14 protein-coding genes are annotated in these 18,502 nt (G+C 47.9%); 2 read left to right on the top strand and 12 right to left on the bottom strand.

Going from position 1 to position 18,502, the window contains the following annotated elements; genetic code table 11:
* Positions 1–25: 25 nt before the first annotated feature.
* The 4 genes from yaaA to ACO6V5_RS25100 all read right to left on the bottom strand — a co-directional run bounded on the left by yaaA (position 26) and on the right by ACO6V5_RS25100 (position 4,976).
* Positions 26–799, bottom strand: a complete 774-nt coding sequence (gene yaaA / locus ACO6V5_RS25085; protein ID WP_422409472.1) for a peroxide stress protein YaaA — start codon at positions 797–799, stop codon at positions 26–28.
* Between the two features lie 483 nt (positions 800–1,282).
* Positions 1,283–2,686 (bottom strand): PhoH family protein, encoded by a 1,404-nt coding sequence (locus ACO6V5_RS25090; protein ID WP_422409470.1) that lies wholly within the window; start codon positions 2,684–2,686, stop codon positions 1,283–1,285.
* Between the two features lie 285 nt (positions 2,687–2,971).
* Positions 2,972–4,159: an ATP-dependent RNA helicase RhlB gene (rhlB, locus tag ACO6V5_RS25095; RefSeq protein ID WP_422137137.1), complete on the bottom strand. Its 1,188-nt coding sequence runs from the start codon at positions 4,157–4,159 to the stop codon at positions 2,972–2,974.
* 502 nt (positions 4,160–4,661) lie between these two features.
* Entirely contained in the window at positions 4,662–4,976 is a 315-nt protein-coding gene (locus ACO6V5_RS25100) for a hypothetical protein (RefSeq protein WP_422442536.1), read from the bottom strand.
* Positions 4,977–5,277: 301 nt separating this feature from the next.
* Between ACO6V5_RS25100 and ACO6V5_RS25105 the strand changes: the two genes are divergently transcribed.
* Positions 5,278–5,991, top strand: coding sequence for a zeta toxin family protein (locus ACO6V5_RS25105; RefSeq protein WP_422409466.1), 714 nt, complete (start codon positions 5,278–5,280; stop codon positions 5,989–5,991).
* 100 nt (positions 5,992–6,091) lie between these two features.
* A complete protein-coding gene (locus tag ACO6V5_RS25110; protein WP_422138738.1) occupies positions 6,092–6,247 on the top strand; it encodes a hypothetical protein in 156 nt (51 codons plus the stop codon).
* A 111-nt stretch (positions 6,248–6,358) separates the two neighbouring features.
* On the opposite strand, the gene pyrI is transcribed toward ACO6V5_RS25110, so the two are convergent.
* The 8 genes from pyrI to ACO6V5_RS25150 form a co-directional block, all read right to left on the bottom strand.
* Complete coding sequence (gene pyrI / locus ACO6V5_RS25115; protein ID WP_422135020.1) at positions 6,359–6,814, bottom strand: aspartate carbamoyltransferase regulatory subunit; 456 nt, start codon at positions 6,812–6,814, stop codon at positions 6,359–6,361.
* A gap of 14 nt (positions 6,815–6,828) precedes the next feature.
* Positions 6,829–7,749, bottom strand: a complete 921-nt coding sequence (gene pyrB / locus ACO6V5_RS25120; protein ID WP_422409464.1) for an aspartate carbamoyltransferase — start codon at positions 7,747–7,749, stop codon at positions 6,829–6,831.
* A gap of 378 nt (positions 7,750–8,127) precedes the next feature.
* Positions 8,128–9,972 (bottom strand): extracellular solute-binding protein, encoded by a 1,845-nt coding sequence (locus tag ACO6V5_RS25125; RefSeq protein WP_422409462.1) that lies wholly within the window; start codon positions 9,970–9,972, stop codon positions 8,128–8,130.
* A gap of 92 nt (positions 9,973–10,064) precedes the next feature.
* Positions 10,065–11,327 carry a hypothetical protein gene (locus tag ACO6V5_RS25130; protein WP_422409460.1) on the bottom strand — a complete coding sequence of 421 codons (1,263 nt, stop codon included), beginning with the start codon at positions 11,325–11,327 and terminating at the stop codon, positions 10,065–10,067.
* Positions 11,328–11,507: 180 nt separating this feature from the next.
* Positions 11,508–11,864: a class I ribonucleotide reductase maintenance protein YfaE gene (yfaE, locus tag ACO6V5_RS25135; protein ID WP_422135016.1), complete on the bottom strand. Its 357-nt coding sequence runs from the start codon at positions 11,862–11,864 to the stop codon at positions 11,508–11,510.
* On the bottom strand, positions 11,839–12,969 hold the full coding sequence (nrdB, locus tag ACO6V5_RS25140; RefSeq protein ID WP_422135015.1) for a class Ia ribonucleoside-diphosphate reductase subunit beta: 1,131 nt from the start codon (positions 12,967–12,969) through the stop codon (positions 11,839–11,841). Before nrdB ends, yfaE begins: the two co-directional genes overlap by 26 nt.
* A gap of 100 nt (positions 12,970–13,069) precedes the next feature.
* Positions 13,070–15,340 carry a class 1a ribonucleoside-diphosphate reductase subunit alpha gene (gene nrdA / locus ACO6V5_RS25145; protein WP_422135014.1) on the bottom strand — a complete coding sequence of 757 codons (2,271 nt, stop codon included), beginning with the start codon at positions 15,338–15,340 and terminating at the stop codon, positions 13,070–13,072.
* 920 nt (positions 15,341–16,260) lie between these two features.
* The gene (locus ACO6V5_RS25150; protein WP_422409455.1) at positions 16,261–18,057 is read right to left on the bottom strand and encodes a hypothetical protein; all 1,797 of its coding nucleotides are present in this window, start codon (positions 18,055–18,057) and stop codon (positions 16,261–16,263) included.
* Between the last annotated feature and the right edge of the window lie 445 nt (positions 18,058–18,502).

Below are 18,502 nucleotides of genomic sequence, written 5' to 3' on the forward strand. Positions count from 1 at the left end.
AATGTCGGAGCTGGAAGAAAATAACTCAGGCTTCTTTGCGAATAAACACCCATTCCTTGTCATTCGACATGGCTTCGTTGTAGCTGTAGCCCTCGTAATCAAAACCTTTCAGGTCATCGACTTTTTTCAGGTTGTTATCAATGGCGTAACGACACATCAGGCCCCTGGCTTTTTTAGCGTAGAAGCTGATGATTTTGTATTTGTCACCTTTCCAATCCTTGAAGACCGGGGTGATGATCTGACCTTTCAAAAGTTTGGGCTTAACGGCCTTGAAGTATTCATTGGAGGCCAGGTTAACCAGAATATCATTTTTTTGAGCGGCCATTTCTTCGTTCAGTTTGTCGGTGATCTGTTCGCCCCAGAATGCATAAAGGTCTTTTCCGGCATTATTGGCAAATTTGGTGCCCATCTCCAGACGGTATGCCTGCATCAGGTCGAGAGGTTTCAACAGACCGTAGAGTCCTGAGAGAATGCGCAGGTGTTTCTGGGCATAATCAAACTGTTTGGCATTCATGGTCTCAGCATCAAGCCCCGTGTAAACATCGCCTTTAAAGGCCAGGACTGCCTGTTTGGCATTTTCCTGGGTAAAAGGCTGTTGCCAGGCCTGGTAACGGGCAGCATTCAGCTGTGACAGTTTATCGCTGATGCTCATCAGGCTGCTGATATCCGCCGGACTCAGCTCACGCAGTTGATCAATCAGGTTCTGGGATTGGTCCAGAAATTCTGGCTGACTGAACTTTTTCGTCACCACAGCGGTGTCATAGTCCAGGGTTTTGGCAGGTGACACGACAAAAAGCATGGTTTTTTCTTCCTTCTGAATTCCGGTTCTACCCCTAACAAGCTGAAGTGTTCAGCTTTAGCACTATGGAACACATCCTAGTAGAGGGAGGAGGTGTTTGGTAGTGAATTATCTCTATTATGTTGATAGACCGGTCAGGCTCCTAGTCGGACTTAAGACTGTCCTACACGGCAACTGCTCCTGCGTTGCTCTAGCTCCTGCATCCATGCAGTCGTGCGGTTGCAATAAATTGGTCTAAAAATCCCTGTTTCTTCGTCAAATAGCTCGCTATTCTCCTCAGAAACAGAGATTTTTATCCTCAATTTCTTGCAATCCTCGCTACGGACGCTTAAGTCCGACAGGCTGCCAGGGTGTTTAGTTGTGCGGTTGAGGTAAGTCGTTAATCAGGAGGATAGGGCTTCAGGGAGAGGTTGGTGATCCATGGTTGTCAATTTTTGATAGCCAGACGATCAAGTCTGGCTATCTCTCTGAGGTCAGTGAAAATTAAAGGTTTTCTTCAGCGTATGCGGCCAGCGGCGAGCGTGGGACCCCCTGTAACTGGACTGCGCCACCGTGTGGAAAGTTTTTAAATCGTTCAGTCATGTAAGTCAGTCCGGAACTGGTCGGTGCCAGGTAAGGGGTATCAATCTGGGCCAGGTTGCCCAGGCAGATGACCTTACTGCCTGAACCCGCACGGGTGATAATGGTTTTTATCTGGTGCGGTGTCAGGTTCTGACATTCATCAATGATGATCAGGCTCTGTTGAAAGCTTCGTCCCCTGATATAGTTCAGGGATTTGAAATGGAGTGGGACCTGCTTAAGAATGTAGTCCACACTGCTGTTGGTGGATTCATCGTCATAGTGCAGGGCTTCTAGGTTGTCAGTAATGGCACCCAGCCAGGGCTCCATTTTCTCAGCTTCCGTGCCCGGCAGGAAGCCAATGTCTTCATCCAGCCCCCGGGTTGAGCGGGTCGCTATGATTCGACGGAACTGTTTGGTGGCGACTGTCATCTCTATTGCGGCGGCCAGAGCCAGAATGGTTTTACCTGAGCCCGCAGCACCGGTCAGGTTGACCAGGTGAATATCGGGGTCCATTAAAAGATTCAGGGCTATGGCCTGATGAATATCGAGAGGCTGAAGCCCCCAGGCTTCCTGACTCATTAGTGCTTCACGACAGAAGTGTTGCAACTGGACTTCGTCATGAGTGATGGCGTTCACCCGGGCTACAAATCCAGTGTCGTCCAGGAAAAACTGGTTCAGATAGATATCCTCACCGAGTTCTTCTTTCAACAGTCGATGATAGGTAATACCCTCCAGCTGCTCTGTCTGAACCTGGGAAACGCGGTCCCAGAAGTTACCTTCGAACAGTCGGTAACCTTTACTGAGCAAACCAATATCTGAAACCAGTTGATCGCTGTGGTAATCCTCCGTTGGAATTCCGCATCCCCTGGCTTTCAAACGCATATTGATATCTTTAGTCACCAGAACAACCGGTGCACCCGGGTGGGTTTCCTGAAAATGACAGATATCGTTGATGATGCGGTTATCGTTATTGCTGGTGGGCAGTGTGGTAATGTTTTCTACATAATGAGAGCTCAGGATTGAGAGAGTACCCTGAGGCTCTGATTTATTACCACGTCTGATAGGAACGCCTGCTTCGATCTCCGAGGGTGAGGCGGTACCCAATATCTGGTCAATCAGTCTGATGGCCTGTCGGCAGTCAGCAGCGATGGTTTGCTTTCCGTTCTTAAGCTTGTCCAGTTCCTCCAGAACGGTCATGGGGATGAGCACTTGATGCTCTTCAAAGTTGAGGATTGAGTTAGGGTCGTGTATCAGAACATTGCTGTCGAGAATGTAGGTGGTTGTTTGGGTTGAGATGATCGGCCTGGCTTCCAAGGCGTTTCCCATAGGCGGCTTCCTCGTCCTTTTTTTGGGTCTCTCATAGTTGATTTTTATCGAAAAGAAGCAAGTCGGCAAGTTTAAATTTCAGATAGGACTAAAAAAATTTAAATACTGATTTTATTGTTTTATTAAGTGAAGTTTGATTCTAATATTAGAGGATTGCATTCTTATTTCTGCCAAATACTTCGTCCAGAAACTGTCCTGAACTTTTCCGTTTACATCGCTTTTTAGAGGCTTTCGCCAGCGAACCTTCTATCGAACACTCGCTGGTGGTGAGTAGCACGTTAATGATTATTTCAACAGATCTGCGGGTGGGTATTCCAGGTTGAGCTTTGCACCCAGCATTTCTTCCAGGTCGGGGATCAGGAAAGAGTCTTCTTCACAGGCAAAGCTGATGCTGGTACCACTGGCTCCAGCCCGGCCTGTCCGGCCAATGCGGTGGACATAATCTTCCGGGTCTTCAGGCAAGTTGTAGTTGATCACATGACTTATTCCGTCAATGTGAATGCCACGGCCCGCAACATCGGTAGCTACCAGAACCGTCAGCCTGCCATTCTTGAAGTTATCCATCGTCTTGAGGCGCTTCTTCTGAGGTACTTCACCGGAAATTTGATCAGCTTTTAGGCCTTTCTTTTGTAGCTTCTCGGTCAGTCGACGGGTTTCATCCCGACGATTGGTGAACACAATCACCCGCTCCAGGTTGTTTTGATTGATCAGGTTGATCAAAAGAGGAACTTTCTGTTCATTGGTGACAATGTAAACCTTCTGATCGACGGTCTCTGTGGCAACGCTTTCTGGTTCGATTTCAACTTTCACAGGCTTCCAGGTCCACTGTGCACCGAGTCTTAGTACCTCATCCGTGAAGGTGGCTGAAAACAGCAGGGTCTGGCGATCGCCAGGACGGGGTGTCATTCGGATAATGCGTCGAACCTGGGGAATGAAGCCCATATCCAGCATTCGGTCGGCTTCGTCAATGACCAGTGTTTCGGTCAGGTCCAGATGCAGGTCTTTACGTTCGCAGTAATCCAGAAGTCGGCCAGGCGTAGCCACCAATATATCGATGAAGCCATTACTCATGCGGCTGCGCTGCTTCTCATAATCCATTCCACCAACAACCGTCAGCACATTCAGGGGCAGGTATTTGGTCAGGGCTTCAGCATCCTGACCAATCTGTAATGCCAGTTCCCGTGTAGGGGCAATGATGACGGCACGGGGTTCGCCGAGGTAGCGTTGATCCGGTGGTGGGATATCGATCAGTTGTTTGATGGTGCTGACAAGAAAGGCGGCCGTTTTACCCGTGCCGGTTTGAGCTTTACCAATAGCGTCTCTACCTGCCAGCGTGCTGCCCAGTACTTCTGCCTGAATGGGGGTGCAGTACTTGTAGCCCAGTTCCTGAATGGCTCGCATCAGTTGATCAGGCAGATCAAAGTCATGAAAGCGGGTTTTACCCTGCTCTGGCTCTACCTGGAACTGGCTGATATGCCAGGAAGGCTCGGAACTCTTGTTGGCTGAGCGATGAGAGCTGTGAGAGTGGCTACGTCGAGCAGTGTTCTGAGTCTTGGGGTTTCTGGATTGGGCTCCGACAGCTTTGCTGTTTTTCTTCCCGCCCCGGGGCTTGGAAGAAGGGTTTTTTGGTGCCGGTGAAGGCTTTTGTCCACCGGATGAAGGTGCTTTTTTCTTTCTGAAAAGACCTAGTAAACCGCTCAATGCTTTAATCTCGTTCCAATACGATATCGGTATCCCGGTCTGCAGCGTTGGGCTGCCGTGTCCTGAGAGTGTCTCGGAACCGGGGATTGAATCTGCTGACGACGGGTATCTCCGCCCTGGTGTTAAAGAGTCGGGCAAACAGAAAGAGAAAGAGGCCTTCAGGTAACTGGCTGTTAATTGTCAGTTACCTACTCAGCAGCAACGCGCCGCAGGAAACTGGATTTGCAAGGCTGCGGCATTCCAGAGGGATTCTAAGGTATCTGGCGGGTGATTGCTAAAATGTTTGCTCATCCACGTCGCTATTATCCGGGTTGTCCTGTTCTTCGTGTTTTCTTTTACGCATGAAGAGTCTGTCCAGTCTGCCTTTTTTGCTGATTTTTCTCTTTTTTCTGCGGAGCTTCGATTTGTACAGTATCAACATCAGAGGTTGATCAGGCATAGGTTTTAGGGGACGTCCCTTGAAAAAAAAGCTCACTTCTTCGGCAAACTTCTGGATTTTGGCAGCCAGCGTTTCGGTTTCGGTCTCCGGGCCTTTCTCATGACCCTGATTCAGTATGTTCATGATGTATCGCACTGGCGCTATTTCCATAGGACACCTCAATGTTAGGAACTGTATGCTCTGTTACCCGGGAAAATCCACTAATGGTGACCGGGTAACCTCTTTTTCATGAAGAACAATTCTAAAGATACGCAATTTTCTCTCATACAACCATTAGACATAGGTCTTGGGTAAATGGTTCCCTGTGAGCAGTTGTATGCAGGTCACAAGTAGTGAAATGAATTGTAGGTATTAAGTATCTGCGAAGTGTGCCGCAAGGAGGGGGCTTTTCACTTTGCTGTAATCTCCGGTTACCATACTCATAACTTATTACTTACTGAGCAAGCGGCAAGTGGAGTTATCCGAAGGAGAAAAGGTAATACAAAAGCGGGCTATCGAGTGGGCCAAAAAAGTCAAGAATGATATTGGCAAAAAGCTCACGGATCGATCGGTTTACCAGGTTGAAGATTCTCCAGTCTCAGTGTTTATGGCAGGATCGCCTGGAGCGGGCAAAACAGAAGCTGCAAAGTCATTATTAGCTGTCCATGATTCAATTATCAGGCTGGATATAGATGATATGCGGCAATACTTCGATGATTACAACGGAGGCAATGCGTACTTATTTCAGGGCGCTGCGTCTATACTCCTTGATCGTGCTCATGATTTGGCTCTAAAGCAAAAACAGAGCTTTCTTCTTGATGGAACAATGGCTGATTTTAATATCGCAAAAAAGAATATTGAGCGCTCTCTCAAGAGGGGGCGAACTGTTCAGATTCTGTTTGTATATCAGCAGCCTCAACAAGCATGGAGGTTCGTTCAGGCAAGGGAAAAAGTTGAGGGAAGAAGGGTTTTTCCTGAAAAATTTGTTGATCAGTATTTCCTGTCAAGAGAGAGCGCAAACCTTCTAAAACGGGTGTTCGGTGACAAAATTATACTAGACCTGCTGATCAAAAATATTGACGGTACTAACCAGAAATACCATAGGAATATTACCCAGCTTGACGGTAATATTAAAGATAAGTACAGTCGCGGCGACCTTCTGGGTGTAGTGGGTTTATCTCATTAGTCACAGGCTTCAATCAGTCCAGGTGGTCTATTATATCGACTAAAGGCTGTGGTATAAAAAAGCCAGCTGCCATCAGTAGCCCACAGATCAGGATTCCAGTATGTCTTCCAAGCATCCAAAAGATACCCCCAAAAACTCCTCATTTTCGGAGTTCATCAGAAACGCCAAGCCCAGCGAGAAAAAGAAAGTTTTCATGCGTGTTCTGGACGAAGCTACCAAGAAGCAGCAAGCTATCATCAAAGCTGCTGGTATGTGATTGGCTTAGAGGTATTCTTCCAAAGCTTTCTGTTTGGCGAGTATTTTCGTGCTGCGCCTCTCTATTACCTTTAAGGTTCTGGCCCGAACTGACCAGAACCTCTGTCAATAGTCAGAGCTCGGAAACAATATCCTTGCTGAATGACTTCTCGCAATAATGACACTTCAGTCGAATATCGTCGTCTTTTTCCCGCAGGTAGAAATAGCTGCTCACAGGCTCATTGTGAGTGATGCAATTTGAGTTAGGGCAGGGAAAAGCGCCTCTGAGCGTCTCGGGAACCGTCATTTTGAATTTATCAACGACCTGGTATTCGTCGATGACATTAATGGTGGCTCCCTGTGCGAACAGGGCCAGCTGACTGGCTTCTTGTTCAGTGAACTTCAGGCCGGTCACTTTAATAATATCTTTGCGACCCTGAGCCTTGCTGGGCAGGTTAAAGCCCACGGTAATGCTGACATTGGAGTCCAGCAATTGCAGGCGATCCAGGATTTTAACACCCTGACCTGCGGGGATATGGTCAATGACGGTGCCTTTGCGAATGGCTTCAACCTGAAGCTTGTTGGTCATTGTTGTGTCTCCCTTCAGATACTTTCGTTCAAAACCAGAGCCAGGAGCGCCTGACGGGCATAGACCCCATTCTCGGCCTGCTGAAAATAATAGGCATGAGGTGTGTTATCGACAGCCACTTCTATCTCGTCGACCCTGGGCAGGGGGTGAAGAATTTTCAGGTTCTCTCTGGCCCCATTCAGACTTTCGACACCCAGAATATATTTAGAGGCCATGTGCATGTATTCAGTTTCATCAAAGCGCTCTTTTTGAACCCGTGTCATATAGATAATGTCAGACTCTGGTACCACTTCTTCAATAGTCTCGGCTTGGCGGTACTGAATACCTTTTTCGTCCAGTTCTTCCAGCAGGTAATCGGGCATTGAAAGGGCTTCGGGTGCGATAAAGTTAAATTTGGCACCGAACAGTGACATAGCCTGAACCAGCGAATGAACGGTTCTGCCGTATTTAAGGTCGCCGACAAAGGTAATGGTCAGATCGTCCAGCGTCCCCTGACATTCTTTGATGCTGAACAGGTCCAGCAATGTCTGTGTCGGGTGCTGGTTGGCACCGTCACCGCCATTGATGATGGGGACATTAGCGAATTCAGAGGCCAGTCGTGCCGCACCTTCCTGAGGGTGACGCATGATGCAGGCATCGGTATAGGAGCTGATGATTTTGACTGAGTCGGCCAGTGTTTCGCCTTTCCTGGCCGAAGTGTTACTGCTGTCAGAGAAACCAATCAGGGTTCCTCCCAGCCTTTGAACAGCGGTTTCGAATGAGAGACGGGTACGGGTGGAAGCCTCGAAGAAGCAACTGGCAATCACCTTGCCCTTGAGCAGATCAGGACGTGGCTTTGTCTTAAGCTGGGCGGCAGTCTCCAGAATCTGTTCAAGGTCCGAACGATTCAGATCTGCTATGGAAATGATGTCCCTCAGATAGAGCTGGTTTTCCATCAAGAGTTACCTGTTCCTGAGTAAGGGGGTAGAGTTGGGCGCTGGTGGCAAATAGCCTTTGGAGCTATACGGAAAGCACAAGCCAAAAAAAAGCCCCTGATAAAGGGGCTTTTTTTCTGAAATACGCATCACTGCCGATGCCGCTTGGCATCCTGCTCAGACGTGAGTTTGAACCATAACAGCCAGTTTCGGATGTCATTCGCGCGTGTCCGTTGCAGTAAGCGTTTCAGCTTTAACAGCCTCTATGCATTAAATCGCCATTAAACCTAAGTTAAAGAAGCCTGTGCCTTCAGACAAGCCTTCTTAAGCAAATTGCTACGCATTCTACCGATGCCAATCCCCAAATCAAGAACTTGTTGGCAGTGTTTTTCTGTTTGGCTAAAGGCTCTGGTTTTGTCTGTACCACCAGTTATTCAGGTCGAGCCAGTAAAGATGGTCTTGTGGTGGATGATCAAGATAATGCCAGTAGGCCAGATGAGTCTTTTGAGTATGCCATTTGGGAATGACATAGTGGCCCCACATCAGCACCCGGTCCATAGCCCTGACAATGGGTGTCAGTTTTTCGTAGCTGTCTGCTTTTGTTGCTGCGGCCAGCAAGTGGTCAATGACCGGGTTGGTGATACCGACAATGTTACCACTGTGTTTTTCCATTACGACTCTGCTGCTCCACATGTTATAAAGCTCGTTGCCCGGATAGGTGGATTGCCAGAAATACCAGTCCACCAATTCGAAATCGAATGCCTTGACTCTTTTTCGGAACAGGCTTTTGTCGAGAGTATTTATATTCAGTGTTATGCCAAGATCAGCAAGACTTTTGCGGTAAGAAAGTAACAGGCGCTCCTGTTTAGGGTCCTCGGTCAGGAGCTTGAGAGTGAGAGGCTTGCCTGATTCTGTTTCTATCATTCGACCGTTTTCCAGCCGGTACCCTGCTTTTTTAAAGAGAGCCAGAGCTTTCCTGACATTCTCCCTGTTATTACCGCTTCCGTCTGAAACAGGGACACTGATAGTTTGCTTGAAAAGTTCATCGGGTAACTGCTCCTGAAATGGTTCCAGCAGTTTGAGTTCTTCTCCCGTAGGCAAGCCTGTGGCTGCAAGAGGCGAGTTGGTGAAAAAACTCGTAGTACGCTGAAAATCACAATTCAGCAGAGTTCTGTTAATCCATTCGAAATCGAAGACCATGATTAAAGCCTGACGAAGAGCCGGATTTTTGAACTTATCCCTGCGAAGGTTAAAGGCCAGGGCACTCATGCCAGATGGATAGAGTGTTGCAATGTCTTGCTTCAGCACTCGACCTTCTTTTACCGCCGGGAAACTGAATAAGCGATGCCACTTTTGAGTGTCTGTCTCCTGATGAACATCGTAAAGCCCCGCTCTGAAACCTTCGGTTACAGCCTGATGGTCACGATAATAGTCCACCCTGATTTCATCAAAATTGTATCTCCCCTTCTGGCTCGGAAGATTGACTGCCCAGTAATTCCGGACTCGCTCAAAAGTGATGTTTTGACCTAATCTGACCTGCTTGATCTTCAGGGGGCCACTGGTCACCGGGCTGTCCAGGTGTTTGTCCTGAAAGTTTCTGGTGTGCCAGTAATGATGCGGAAGTACGCGCAGATAAGCCAGCAGGGCAAGCTGTTTTCTGCCGGGTTTGTCCAGATAAAAAACGACTCGGTAGGGTGACGTTTTTTCAACTCTGACTACGTCTTTATAAAGGTTCTTCAAAAAGGGTGAGCCTTCCTTTTTGAATAATTCAAAGGTAAATACAACATCTTTTGAAGTGAGAGGGTGGTTGTCGCTGAACTTTGCTGCCGGGTTGATATGAAAGGCGACCCAGCTGAAGTCGTCAGGGTATTCGATGGCTTCGGCCAGAAAGGGATAAAGCGAGTGGGGTTCGTCGGCTGACCGGGTCATTAATGAGCCGTAGGTGTGGTAAACGTAATCGGGAACGGTTCCTTTGCCGTTAAACGGGTTCAGGGTATCGAATGATCCTGTCCTGGCCAGTCTCAGGACACCACCTTTAGGTGCATTGGGGTTTGTGTAAGCAAAATGAGTAAAGCTGTCCGGATATTTGTGGGTACCGATCAGGGTAAAGGACTTTTGAATATGTACCTGACATTGGGCCGCCAGAGGGTTTGTCAGGCAAAGACTGAGGAGAAGGCTTTTTATTATTCTGATTCTGGTGCCATTAATCTTGCATAGATGGCTGCTGGCAACAACTCTGCACACAATATCTTCAGCCTTTTCTGTGTCGAGGTGGATTGACGGGGAAAGAACGGTTGGGAGAAATATAGCTCAGCCGCTCTGCTCTTTGCTCAGGCCTATGACTGTCCGGGCTGCAGTGGTGGAAGGTTAAGCTGGATGTTGGCCTCAAGTGCTCTGAGCAGTCCACTGGCAAGGTGTCGAGACCAGAACTGAGCTAATCCATGCAGCGACTTCTCAGAAGCGGGTACGGGGATCTCCAGCCCTTCAACAGGAAGGCTGCCCTGGGCATAGATTGCGTGAGCCGGACCCTGGATAAAATGTCCCTGAAGGGTATCGTTCAAGAGCTCTCCGTCCAGATAAGCATGAGTGATCAGAGCTTCGGGTCTCAGGTCAGGTTCTTCGTTTTGAACTTGCCAGTAGATGGCTGAGTTCAGGGCAAGACTGTTAAATACCACTGCCTTGAATCGAGTTTTAAACGAAACATATTGGGCGATTGCGCCACCCAGAGAAGAACCCGTCAGCTCAAACTCATGGTCAGGGTAGTGCTCATAAAGATCGACAGTGAGTTCCAGGGCTCTTCTCAGCATGGGGACTTCCAATGGAAAATAACCGCTGCCAGTGATGAAGCGGTATAAGCTGGAGGTGATCTGAGCCAGATAGCCATATCCGTAGCCACCCTGTGTCCAGACTGCGTTAGCCAGAGAGTTAAGGCTGTCAAATTCTGTCCCGGTGAAAGCTATGAGAATCTTCTTTTGTGAGGTGTGGAGTAGAACTCTGGCTTTCAGCCCGGAATCCTTGTGGTCATGGATTCGGTTTGTTTCGCGTCGGGTGTCAAATACTCCCTGTGTCAGCCATTTTTCAGGGACATCTGTCTTGACTGCGTTGCGATACTGAATGTAAGTCAGGCGATCTTCAAGAGCCTCTTTGGTACCCGCTTTGTCACTGCTAACTTTGTAGCGATAAGACAGGTAACTGGCAAATGCATAGGGATAGAGTGCTTTCAGGCGCTGCCTGAACTCAGCCATCCTGGCCACTTCTTCATCCATAAACTGAACATTGTCGCGATACCAGCGCTCAACGTTTTCTCTTTCGGCAGGAGAATGGATGTAACGTCGAATGGGGTCGGATTCCGGGATCTTGTTGAAATTGAGCTTTTCAGGATCAAAAGACCCAACGTAAGGAATGCTGTCTGCCGGGCGAGGATATTTCAGGTTGAGAACAGACAAAGGGGCGTCTGTTTTGAGAACTCCTGCCTGATAATCCTCAGGACTGTCGCCCACAGCGAATGCGTTATGGCTTAATCCAGGCGTTGGCAATACGCTGACCAGAAGAATCAGCAGCATAAAACGAGGGTGCAGTGATGCCAATTTTCCTGTCATAGTTACGATTCCTCCCTGAAAACTCTGCCGCTTATAAAGTATTAGACAGAGCAAGAGTGCTTTAGTTCAGGGAGGCGACTGGTTGATTGGGGTAAGGCAAAACGTTTTTTATTTTTAATAGTTATATAAAATTAAGTTTAAATTCTTTTTATTAAAAAGAGGTCCGCTTTTTTCCGGTCATTACTCTTTTTTTATATGACAGCCACCGGGGATCTCAATAGTGAGGTCGCTTTTGGCATGGCAGCAACAGGGCAGGATTTTTCCATCGGGGACAAAAGCGACGGGCTCAGCAAAGTATTCCACTTCACCAGCCACCAGTTCAACCTGACAACTACCACAGAATCCCTCACGACATTGGTATTCAATATCCACCTTCTGTGATTCAAGCGCTTCCAGCAAGTTGAGATCACTTCTGGAAATAAAGCTGAAGCCATCCAGTATCTTGACGATGTTGGCCATGAGGGTCTCCCGGTGAAAGGTGGCCAGTCTTCCGGCCACCTTGTTATCTCTCTTACAGTGAGAAGTTGCTGAAGTCATCGGTCTGGACTTCGTTATCAATCTGGCCCACCAGGTAAGAGCTGACTTCCACTTCCTGAGGTGCTACCTGAACAGCGTCGCTATTGAGCCAGCTATTCATCCAGGGCAGGGGGTTTTGACGGGATGGGAAAGCGGGTTCAAAGCCCAGGGCTACCATTCTCTGATTGGTGATGTATTCCACGTACTGACTGAGAATGTCTTTGTTCAGACCAATCATTGAGCCATTCTGGAACAGGTATTCAGCCCATTCTTTTTCCTGTTCAGCAGCAGCAATAAAGATTTGTCTGGCTTCTGCCTGAAGCTCAATAGCAATCTCAGCCATTTCCGGATCGTCTTTACCTTCGGCCATGATTTGCAGGATGTGCTGGGTGCCGGTCAGGTGCAGGGCTTCGTCACGGGCGATCAGTTTGATGATTTTTGCATTGCCTTCCATAGTGGAGCGCTCAGCAAAAGCAAAGCTGCAGGCAAAGCTGACGTAGAAACGAATGGCTTCGAGAACGTTGACTGATACCAGGGTCAGGTAAAGTTTTCGCTTCAGATCCCTGACGGAAACCAGTACTTCCTTACCTTTGATCTGGTGAGTGCCTTCACCCAGCATGTTGAGCTGGCAGATTCCTTCGATCAGGTCATCGTAGTAACGGGTGATGTCTGCTGCCCTTTTGACAATGGCCTCGTTATTCACAATATCATCAAAAACCACGGAAGGTTCGGTGATGATGTTACGAATAATATGGGTGTAAGAACGAGAGTGAATCGTCTCACTAAAGGCCCAGGTCTCAATCCAGGTTTCCAGCTCAGGCAGGGAAACAATGGGCAGCAGGGCGACATTGGGTGAGCGACCTTGTACAGAGTCCAGCAGGGTCTGATATTTAAGGTTGCTCAGGAAGATGTGTTTTTCATGTTCTGGCAGATGAGCGAAGTCACTGCGGTCGGTTGATAAGTCCACCTCTTCCGGGCGCCAGAAGAATGAAAGCTGTTTTTCGATCAGCTTTTCAAAGATCGGGTGTTTCTGGACATCATAACGGGAGACGTTAACACCCCGTCCAAAAAACATAGGTTCCTGAGTGGCATTGAACTTTTCTTGGTTGAAAGTCGAGTAGCTCATGTTCTCTCTGCTTCTGGGCCAGGAAGGGCCGGCCTCGTCCAGTTGCTGTTAACTCTGTTATAAGTGGGACACTGTTTCAGTGTCCCGGTTCCGACTTTCGTCAAATTTTACAAGCGCCGCCTGCACAGCCGTCATCTGTTTCTTCCTGGCCGTCCGACGCACCATCACGGGTGTTGTGATAGTAAAGGGTCTTCACACCCAGCTTATAGGCTGTCAGAAGGTCTTTAAGAAGGAGTTTCATAGGTACCTTGCCACCTTCGAAACGAGCAGGATCGTAGTTGGTGTTGGCCGAAATGGTCTGGTCAACAAACTTCTGCATGATCGCAACCAGCTGCAGGTAACCGTCGTTACTGTTGATATCCCATAGCAGTTCATAGCTGTTACGCAGCTCTTCGAAGTCTGGTACCACCTGCTTCAGGATACCGTCCTTACTGGCCTTGACGCTGACATAGCCACGTGGCGGTTCAATGCCGTTGGTGGCGTTACTGATCTGAGATGAAGTCTCGGAAGGCATCAGGGCAGTCAATGTTGAGTTACGCAGACCGTGATTCCTGATCTCGCTACGCAGAGCTTCCCAGTCCAGGTGAAGTGCTTCGCTGCAGACTTCGTCCAGGTCCTTCTTGTAGGTATCTACAGGCAGTATGCCCTGGGAATAAGTGGTCTCATGGAACTTGGTGCAGGTGCCTTTCTCTTTTGCCAGCTGGTTAGAAGCTTTCAGCAAATAGTACTGAATAGCTTCAAAGGTTTTATGAGTCAGACCGTTGGCTGAGCCATCAGAATAGCGAACACCGTTTTTAGCCAGGTAGTTGGCAAAGTTGATCACGCCAATTCCCAGAGGGCGGCGTGCCATGGTGGCATTGTAAGCCGCTGGCAGAGGATAATCCTGATAGTCCAGCAGGTTATCCAGCGCACGAACCAGAAGGTTACTCATCTCTTCCAGTTCGTCCAGGCTATCAAGCTTACCCAGATTGAAAGCAGCCAGGGTGCACAGTGCGATTTCACCTTCCTCATCCATTACGTGCTCGAGAGGTTTGGTAGGCAGTGCAATTTCCAGGCAGAGGTTGCTCTGGCGAACCGGAGCTACTGTCGGGTCGAATGGGCTGTGAGTGTTGCAGTGGTCAACATTCTGCAGGTAAATACGACCGGTACTGGCACGCTCGGATGCAAACAGGGAGAAAAGCTCTACTGCTTTCAGAGTCTTTTTGCGGATGTCAGGATCCTGTTCGTACCTGACGTAGAGGGCTTCGAACTTTTCCTGATCCTCAAAAAAAGCATCGTACAATCCCGGAACATCAATCGGAGAAAACAGAGAGATGTTGCCACCTGTGATCAGGCGCTGATACATCAGGCGGTTGAACTGAACGCCGTAATCCAGATGACGAACACGATTTTCTTCAACACCCCGGTTATTCTTCAGAACCAGCAGATTCTCAACTTCATAGTGCCAGATCGGGTAGAAAAGAGTCGCTGCGCCGCCACGAACCCCCCCCTGTGAGCAGGACTTAACGGCTGTCTGGAAGTGCTTGTAAAAAGGAATACAGCCTGTATGGAAAGCTTCACCGTTACGGATCGGGCTGCCAATGGCACGAATACCGCCGGCATTGATGCCAATGCCTGCACGTTGGGAAACATACTTAACGATGGCGCTGGATGTCGCATTGATAGAATCCAGCGAGTCACCGCACTCAATCAATACACAGGAACTGAACTGGCGGGTAGGTGTGCGAACACCGGCCATAATTGGTGTTGGCAGAGAAAGCTTGAATGTAGAGACAGCCTTGTAGAAACGCTCAATGTAATCCAGTCGGGTCTCTTCAGGGTAGCTGGCAAACAGGCAGGCACCGATCAGCATGTAAAGCATCTGGGGGCTTTCATAGTATTCACCAGTGACCCGGTTCTGAACCAGATATTTGCCTTCCAGCTGTTTAACGGCAGCGTAGCTGAAGTCCATGTCACGCCTGTGATCGATAAAGCCATTCATGGCATTGAAGTCAGCTTCACTGTAATCATGGAGAAGATGAGCGTCGTACTTCTTCATTTCTGCCAGTTTGACAACGTGGTCGTAGAGTCCAGGTGGCTCGAACTGGCCGTAGGCTTTTTTGCGCAGATGGAAGATGGCCAGACGAGCTGCCAGATACTGGTAGTCAGGAGCCTGTTCGGAGATCAGGTCAGCGGCTGACTTGATCAGTGTTTCGTGGATATCTGTGGTCTGTATGCCATCGTAGAACTGGATTTGTGATTTAAGTTCAACTTCGGAAACGGAAACGTTGTTCAGTCCTTCAGCAGCCCAGGTGATAACCTTGTGGATCTTCTCCAGATCCAGCTGCTCCTTGTCTCCATCGCGCTTGGTGACCAGGATATCTTTGTTCATTAAAAGTCCTTACCAGTAAAAAAATAAAACTCAAGATATTGTATTTTTATGTTTCGGCTACTACTGAATGCCAGCCCCTGTCTTGGGTGCAGGAGTTGTGTCGCAGAGGGTTGAGCCGAGAAAAATCTGCAGGTCACTGATCCCGCAGTAAAAACGTCTCGAAGAGGTGTGTTCAGGAGTCAGATGCTGTCCTGAGTGACCTGTCAGCTTTTCTTCCCTGATACCGCAGCGCCTGCGCCACAAATCCCTTTCGTTAGCGGCTTCACAGATTCTGTCTTTCAGTTCGGCACACTATCTAATATGTAATAAGCACGCACCAGCCATTTCATTTAACTATCTGGTTAACTGCCCGACTAAACAACACAATATGTTGTGTGGCGACCTTTTATATACACAAGATAATGCGCTATTAGCAGAAGTTCAAGTTGGAAATTTAGTGGAAAAATTGTGTATAACTTGTGAGTTTTTTGCAGTGTTAGTACTTGCAAACGGCCTGACTGCTTTTGCTGACACGGCTTTCAGTATTCTACAGATCTGCCGACACAGGCCAGACTCTATATATAATAAAAAGTCATAAATAAGTATAAATCAATAAGAAATAGGTAGTATTCGAAAAGACGCACCAAAACGGTGTAACCCACAACATTGAGTGTTTTACAAATGCCAGGTTTACCGTGAAAATCCCCGGAATCAAGTCGAAGAATACCATCCCTGCTCCGTTGCAGGGCGCGATTTGCTTTGTTTAGCTGATTAACTCTGGGACTTCTTGCCTGACCACCGGTAACCAGGCGTCTCTGGATAAGCGAGGGTACGGATGATCACTCCCAAGTCAGTTTAGGCTCAATGGCAAGCACTGAAAATCTGCGGCCACACCCCAGGCTCTGCCAGTCGTGAGCGTTTAGGGATTATTCCCTATCCGCTCATTTTTCAATAGAACTGTTTTCGAGCATATCTGATAGCTGATAGTAAGTGAACACATGCCATCCCTGGTTTTCAGCGCCGGAAGGCACGAACAATCCTGTTGCTGGATCCTTCAGGTAATACTCATTGAAATTCTCAAGCCTTGACACTTTGTCGTGTATCTTCTGCGCCAGAGAGAGGTAGCGCGCATCATCGGTGGTATTGTACATATCCATAAGGGCAATGCCGCAGCGCAGTATTTTATCGGGCCATAATGTGTAGCCGTTATTTGCTCTCATTAAGTGCTCATTCGGACCGCTGTTGCCCATAGGGATAAATAACTGACCATCATTGTTGTAGAATTCCTCAAATAGATCGGCGACATCCGGATAATTTTCCTGAGGTACCGCACCGGAAATGATGGCCCAGGCCAGACCGAAGGGGTCTGTGATACTGCCATCTTTGAATTTTTGTGCGTCCGGTAGCGCTTCTCTTTGAGCAATCATATCTTTAATGATCAAGCCTGGTTGTGTAGGGTTGCTAGCCTTATGCTTGCTGCGCACAAACCAGCGGGGGCTAAATTGTTGGTTGGCATCAAAGAGTAAATGGGTTCTCAGATTATTTTGTAGCTGCTGACTTAAACTGACAAGCATTGTTTCAACACTGGTCACTGAATCTGTCAGCGACTTAAGCAAGGGTGGCAGGTATGGGCTAGCCCTGATCAATTCCTGCCTGAACGCAGCATTATCAAGATAACTCGAAGCACTCTGGAGACTTTTCAGGCCATCAAGAAGAATTGACGCATTGGTCAGCAGACAGCTGTCGGCGAGGAAGTCATTAAAAATATCAAGGTAGTCAGCCCCGACAGGCAGCCCCTGCTTATCCATAACATTGGTGTAAACGTAGATAATTGCTCTTGCAATCATGGGTGTTAACTGATGACCCCTGGCTTGTGCCTCCGACGGGTCGTAAGTTGCCAGCGTTTTGAGGTATTTGCCACAGAGCGCGAGTATATTGATTTCCGGGTCAGTGGTGCCTGGTGTCAACCTGTCCAAATTTTCGTTTATATAGTTAGCCAACAGGAAACTGGGTTTTGGAAACTTGAATTGCGATGCGTTCGGCGTTGTTGTTTTCAAGTTTTCAATATGCCGATATACCGAAGTGACTTGCGCTTTCAGTTTTTCGGGAGCTGTTATCTTGACATAAGTAATTGCCCTTTCGACATCCAGAGTAAATAATTCGGGTAATTGCATCCCGAATAACAAGTGGGGGTGTTGATCAAAGAATTCCTGTACTTGTGTGAGATATTTTCGCCTGATAACCCGTTCAATGATAAATTGAGTGGGATTGTTTACCAGAACGATTGGGAGTGCTCCCAGATTATTGTGCTGGAAACCCGGAAAGCTCTCGTTACTGTCGGGTTCCAGTTTGTTTACCTGACGGTCAGCAAATGCAAGCAGGATGTTACCAACGACCTCCAGAGCCTCTGGCTGTGTAAGCACCCGATCAACAGCCATCATGTTGTTATCACGGGCCCATGTAGTACCTTGATAGTGAGTTGATTTTTCGTCTTCAGCAATACTGGCAGTAAGTTGTTGGTCTATGCCGAGTGATACCAGTTCCTGACTTTTTACCTTTTTGGCTGAATGAGCAAGGGGATGGGTCTGTGCTTTCCATAAATAAAGTACTCTCTGGCCCGAAATAGTAGTGCAGACCGGATTTTCATCGATATTAGTGAGTGTCCTATTACCACTTGCAGCTAGTGACAGTGCCATCAAAAATAAAATCAATGCCATCGATCTGGCTATGTTACTCATTTTTAAGTTCTCCCAAACTCATTCAGCTTTCTACCATTTTCTGATGTTTGAAAAGCAAGGCTAGCTGCAAAACAGCAGAAGTGTTTCACTTATCTGCCACGATAATTTCGCTTCAGTTAATCATTGCAACCATTAGGCCTGTGCCTTCCTCTGTATACTATTTACGAGGGTAATTACTGGAGGCTTTGACACAATTCCTCGTGATCTTTTCTGAACGAGCCGAATGAGAACCACGACAGGATTTCCATGATGTGAGTGACCGAAAAAAAACGCATGTTAACGGCTCATGACTGACCCTGCCGGTCATCAGCGTTCAGGGCAGGAAAATGACCTTTTGGGGAATTTTCAGGTCACCTAGGGACTCTAACGCAATGCTGTAGTAGTATCCGTTACCTGAGCCCGACCATTCACGTCGGGCTTGTAGTCTTCATTTTTATAATCTTTG

Origin of the sequence: Endozoicomonas sp. ALD068 (assembly GCF_049310145.1) — a bacterium.
Taxonomy (GTDB): domain Bacteria; phylum Pseudomonadota; class Gammaproteobacteria; order Pseudomonadales; family Endozoicomonadaceae; genus Endozoicomonas_A.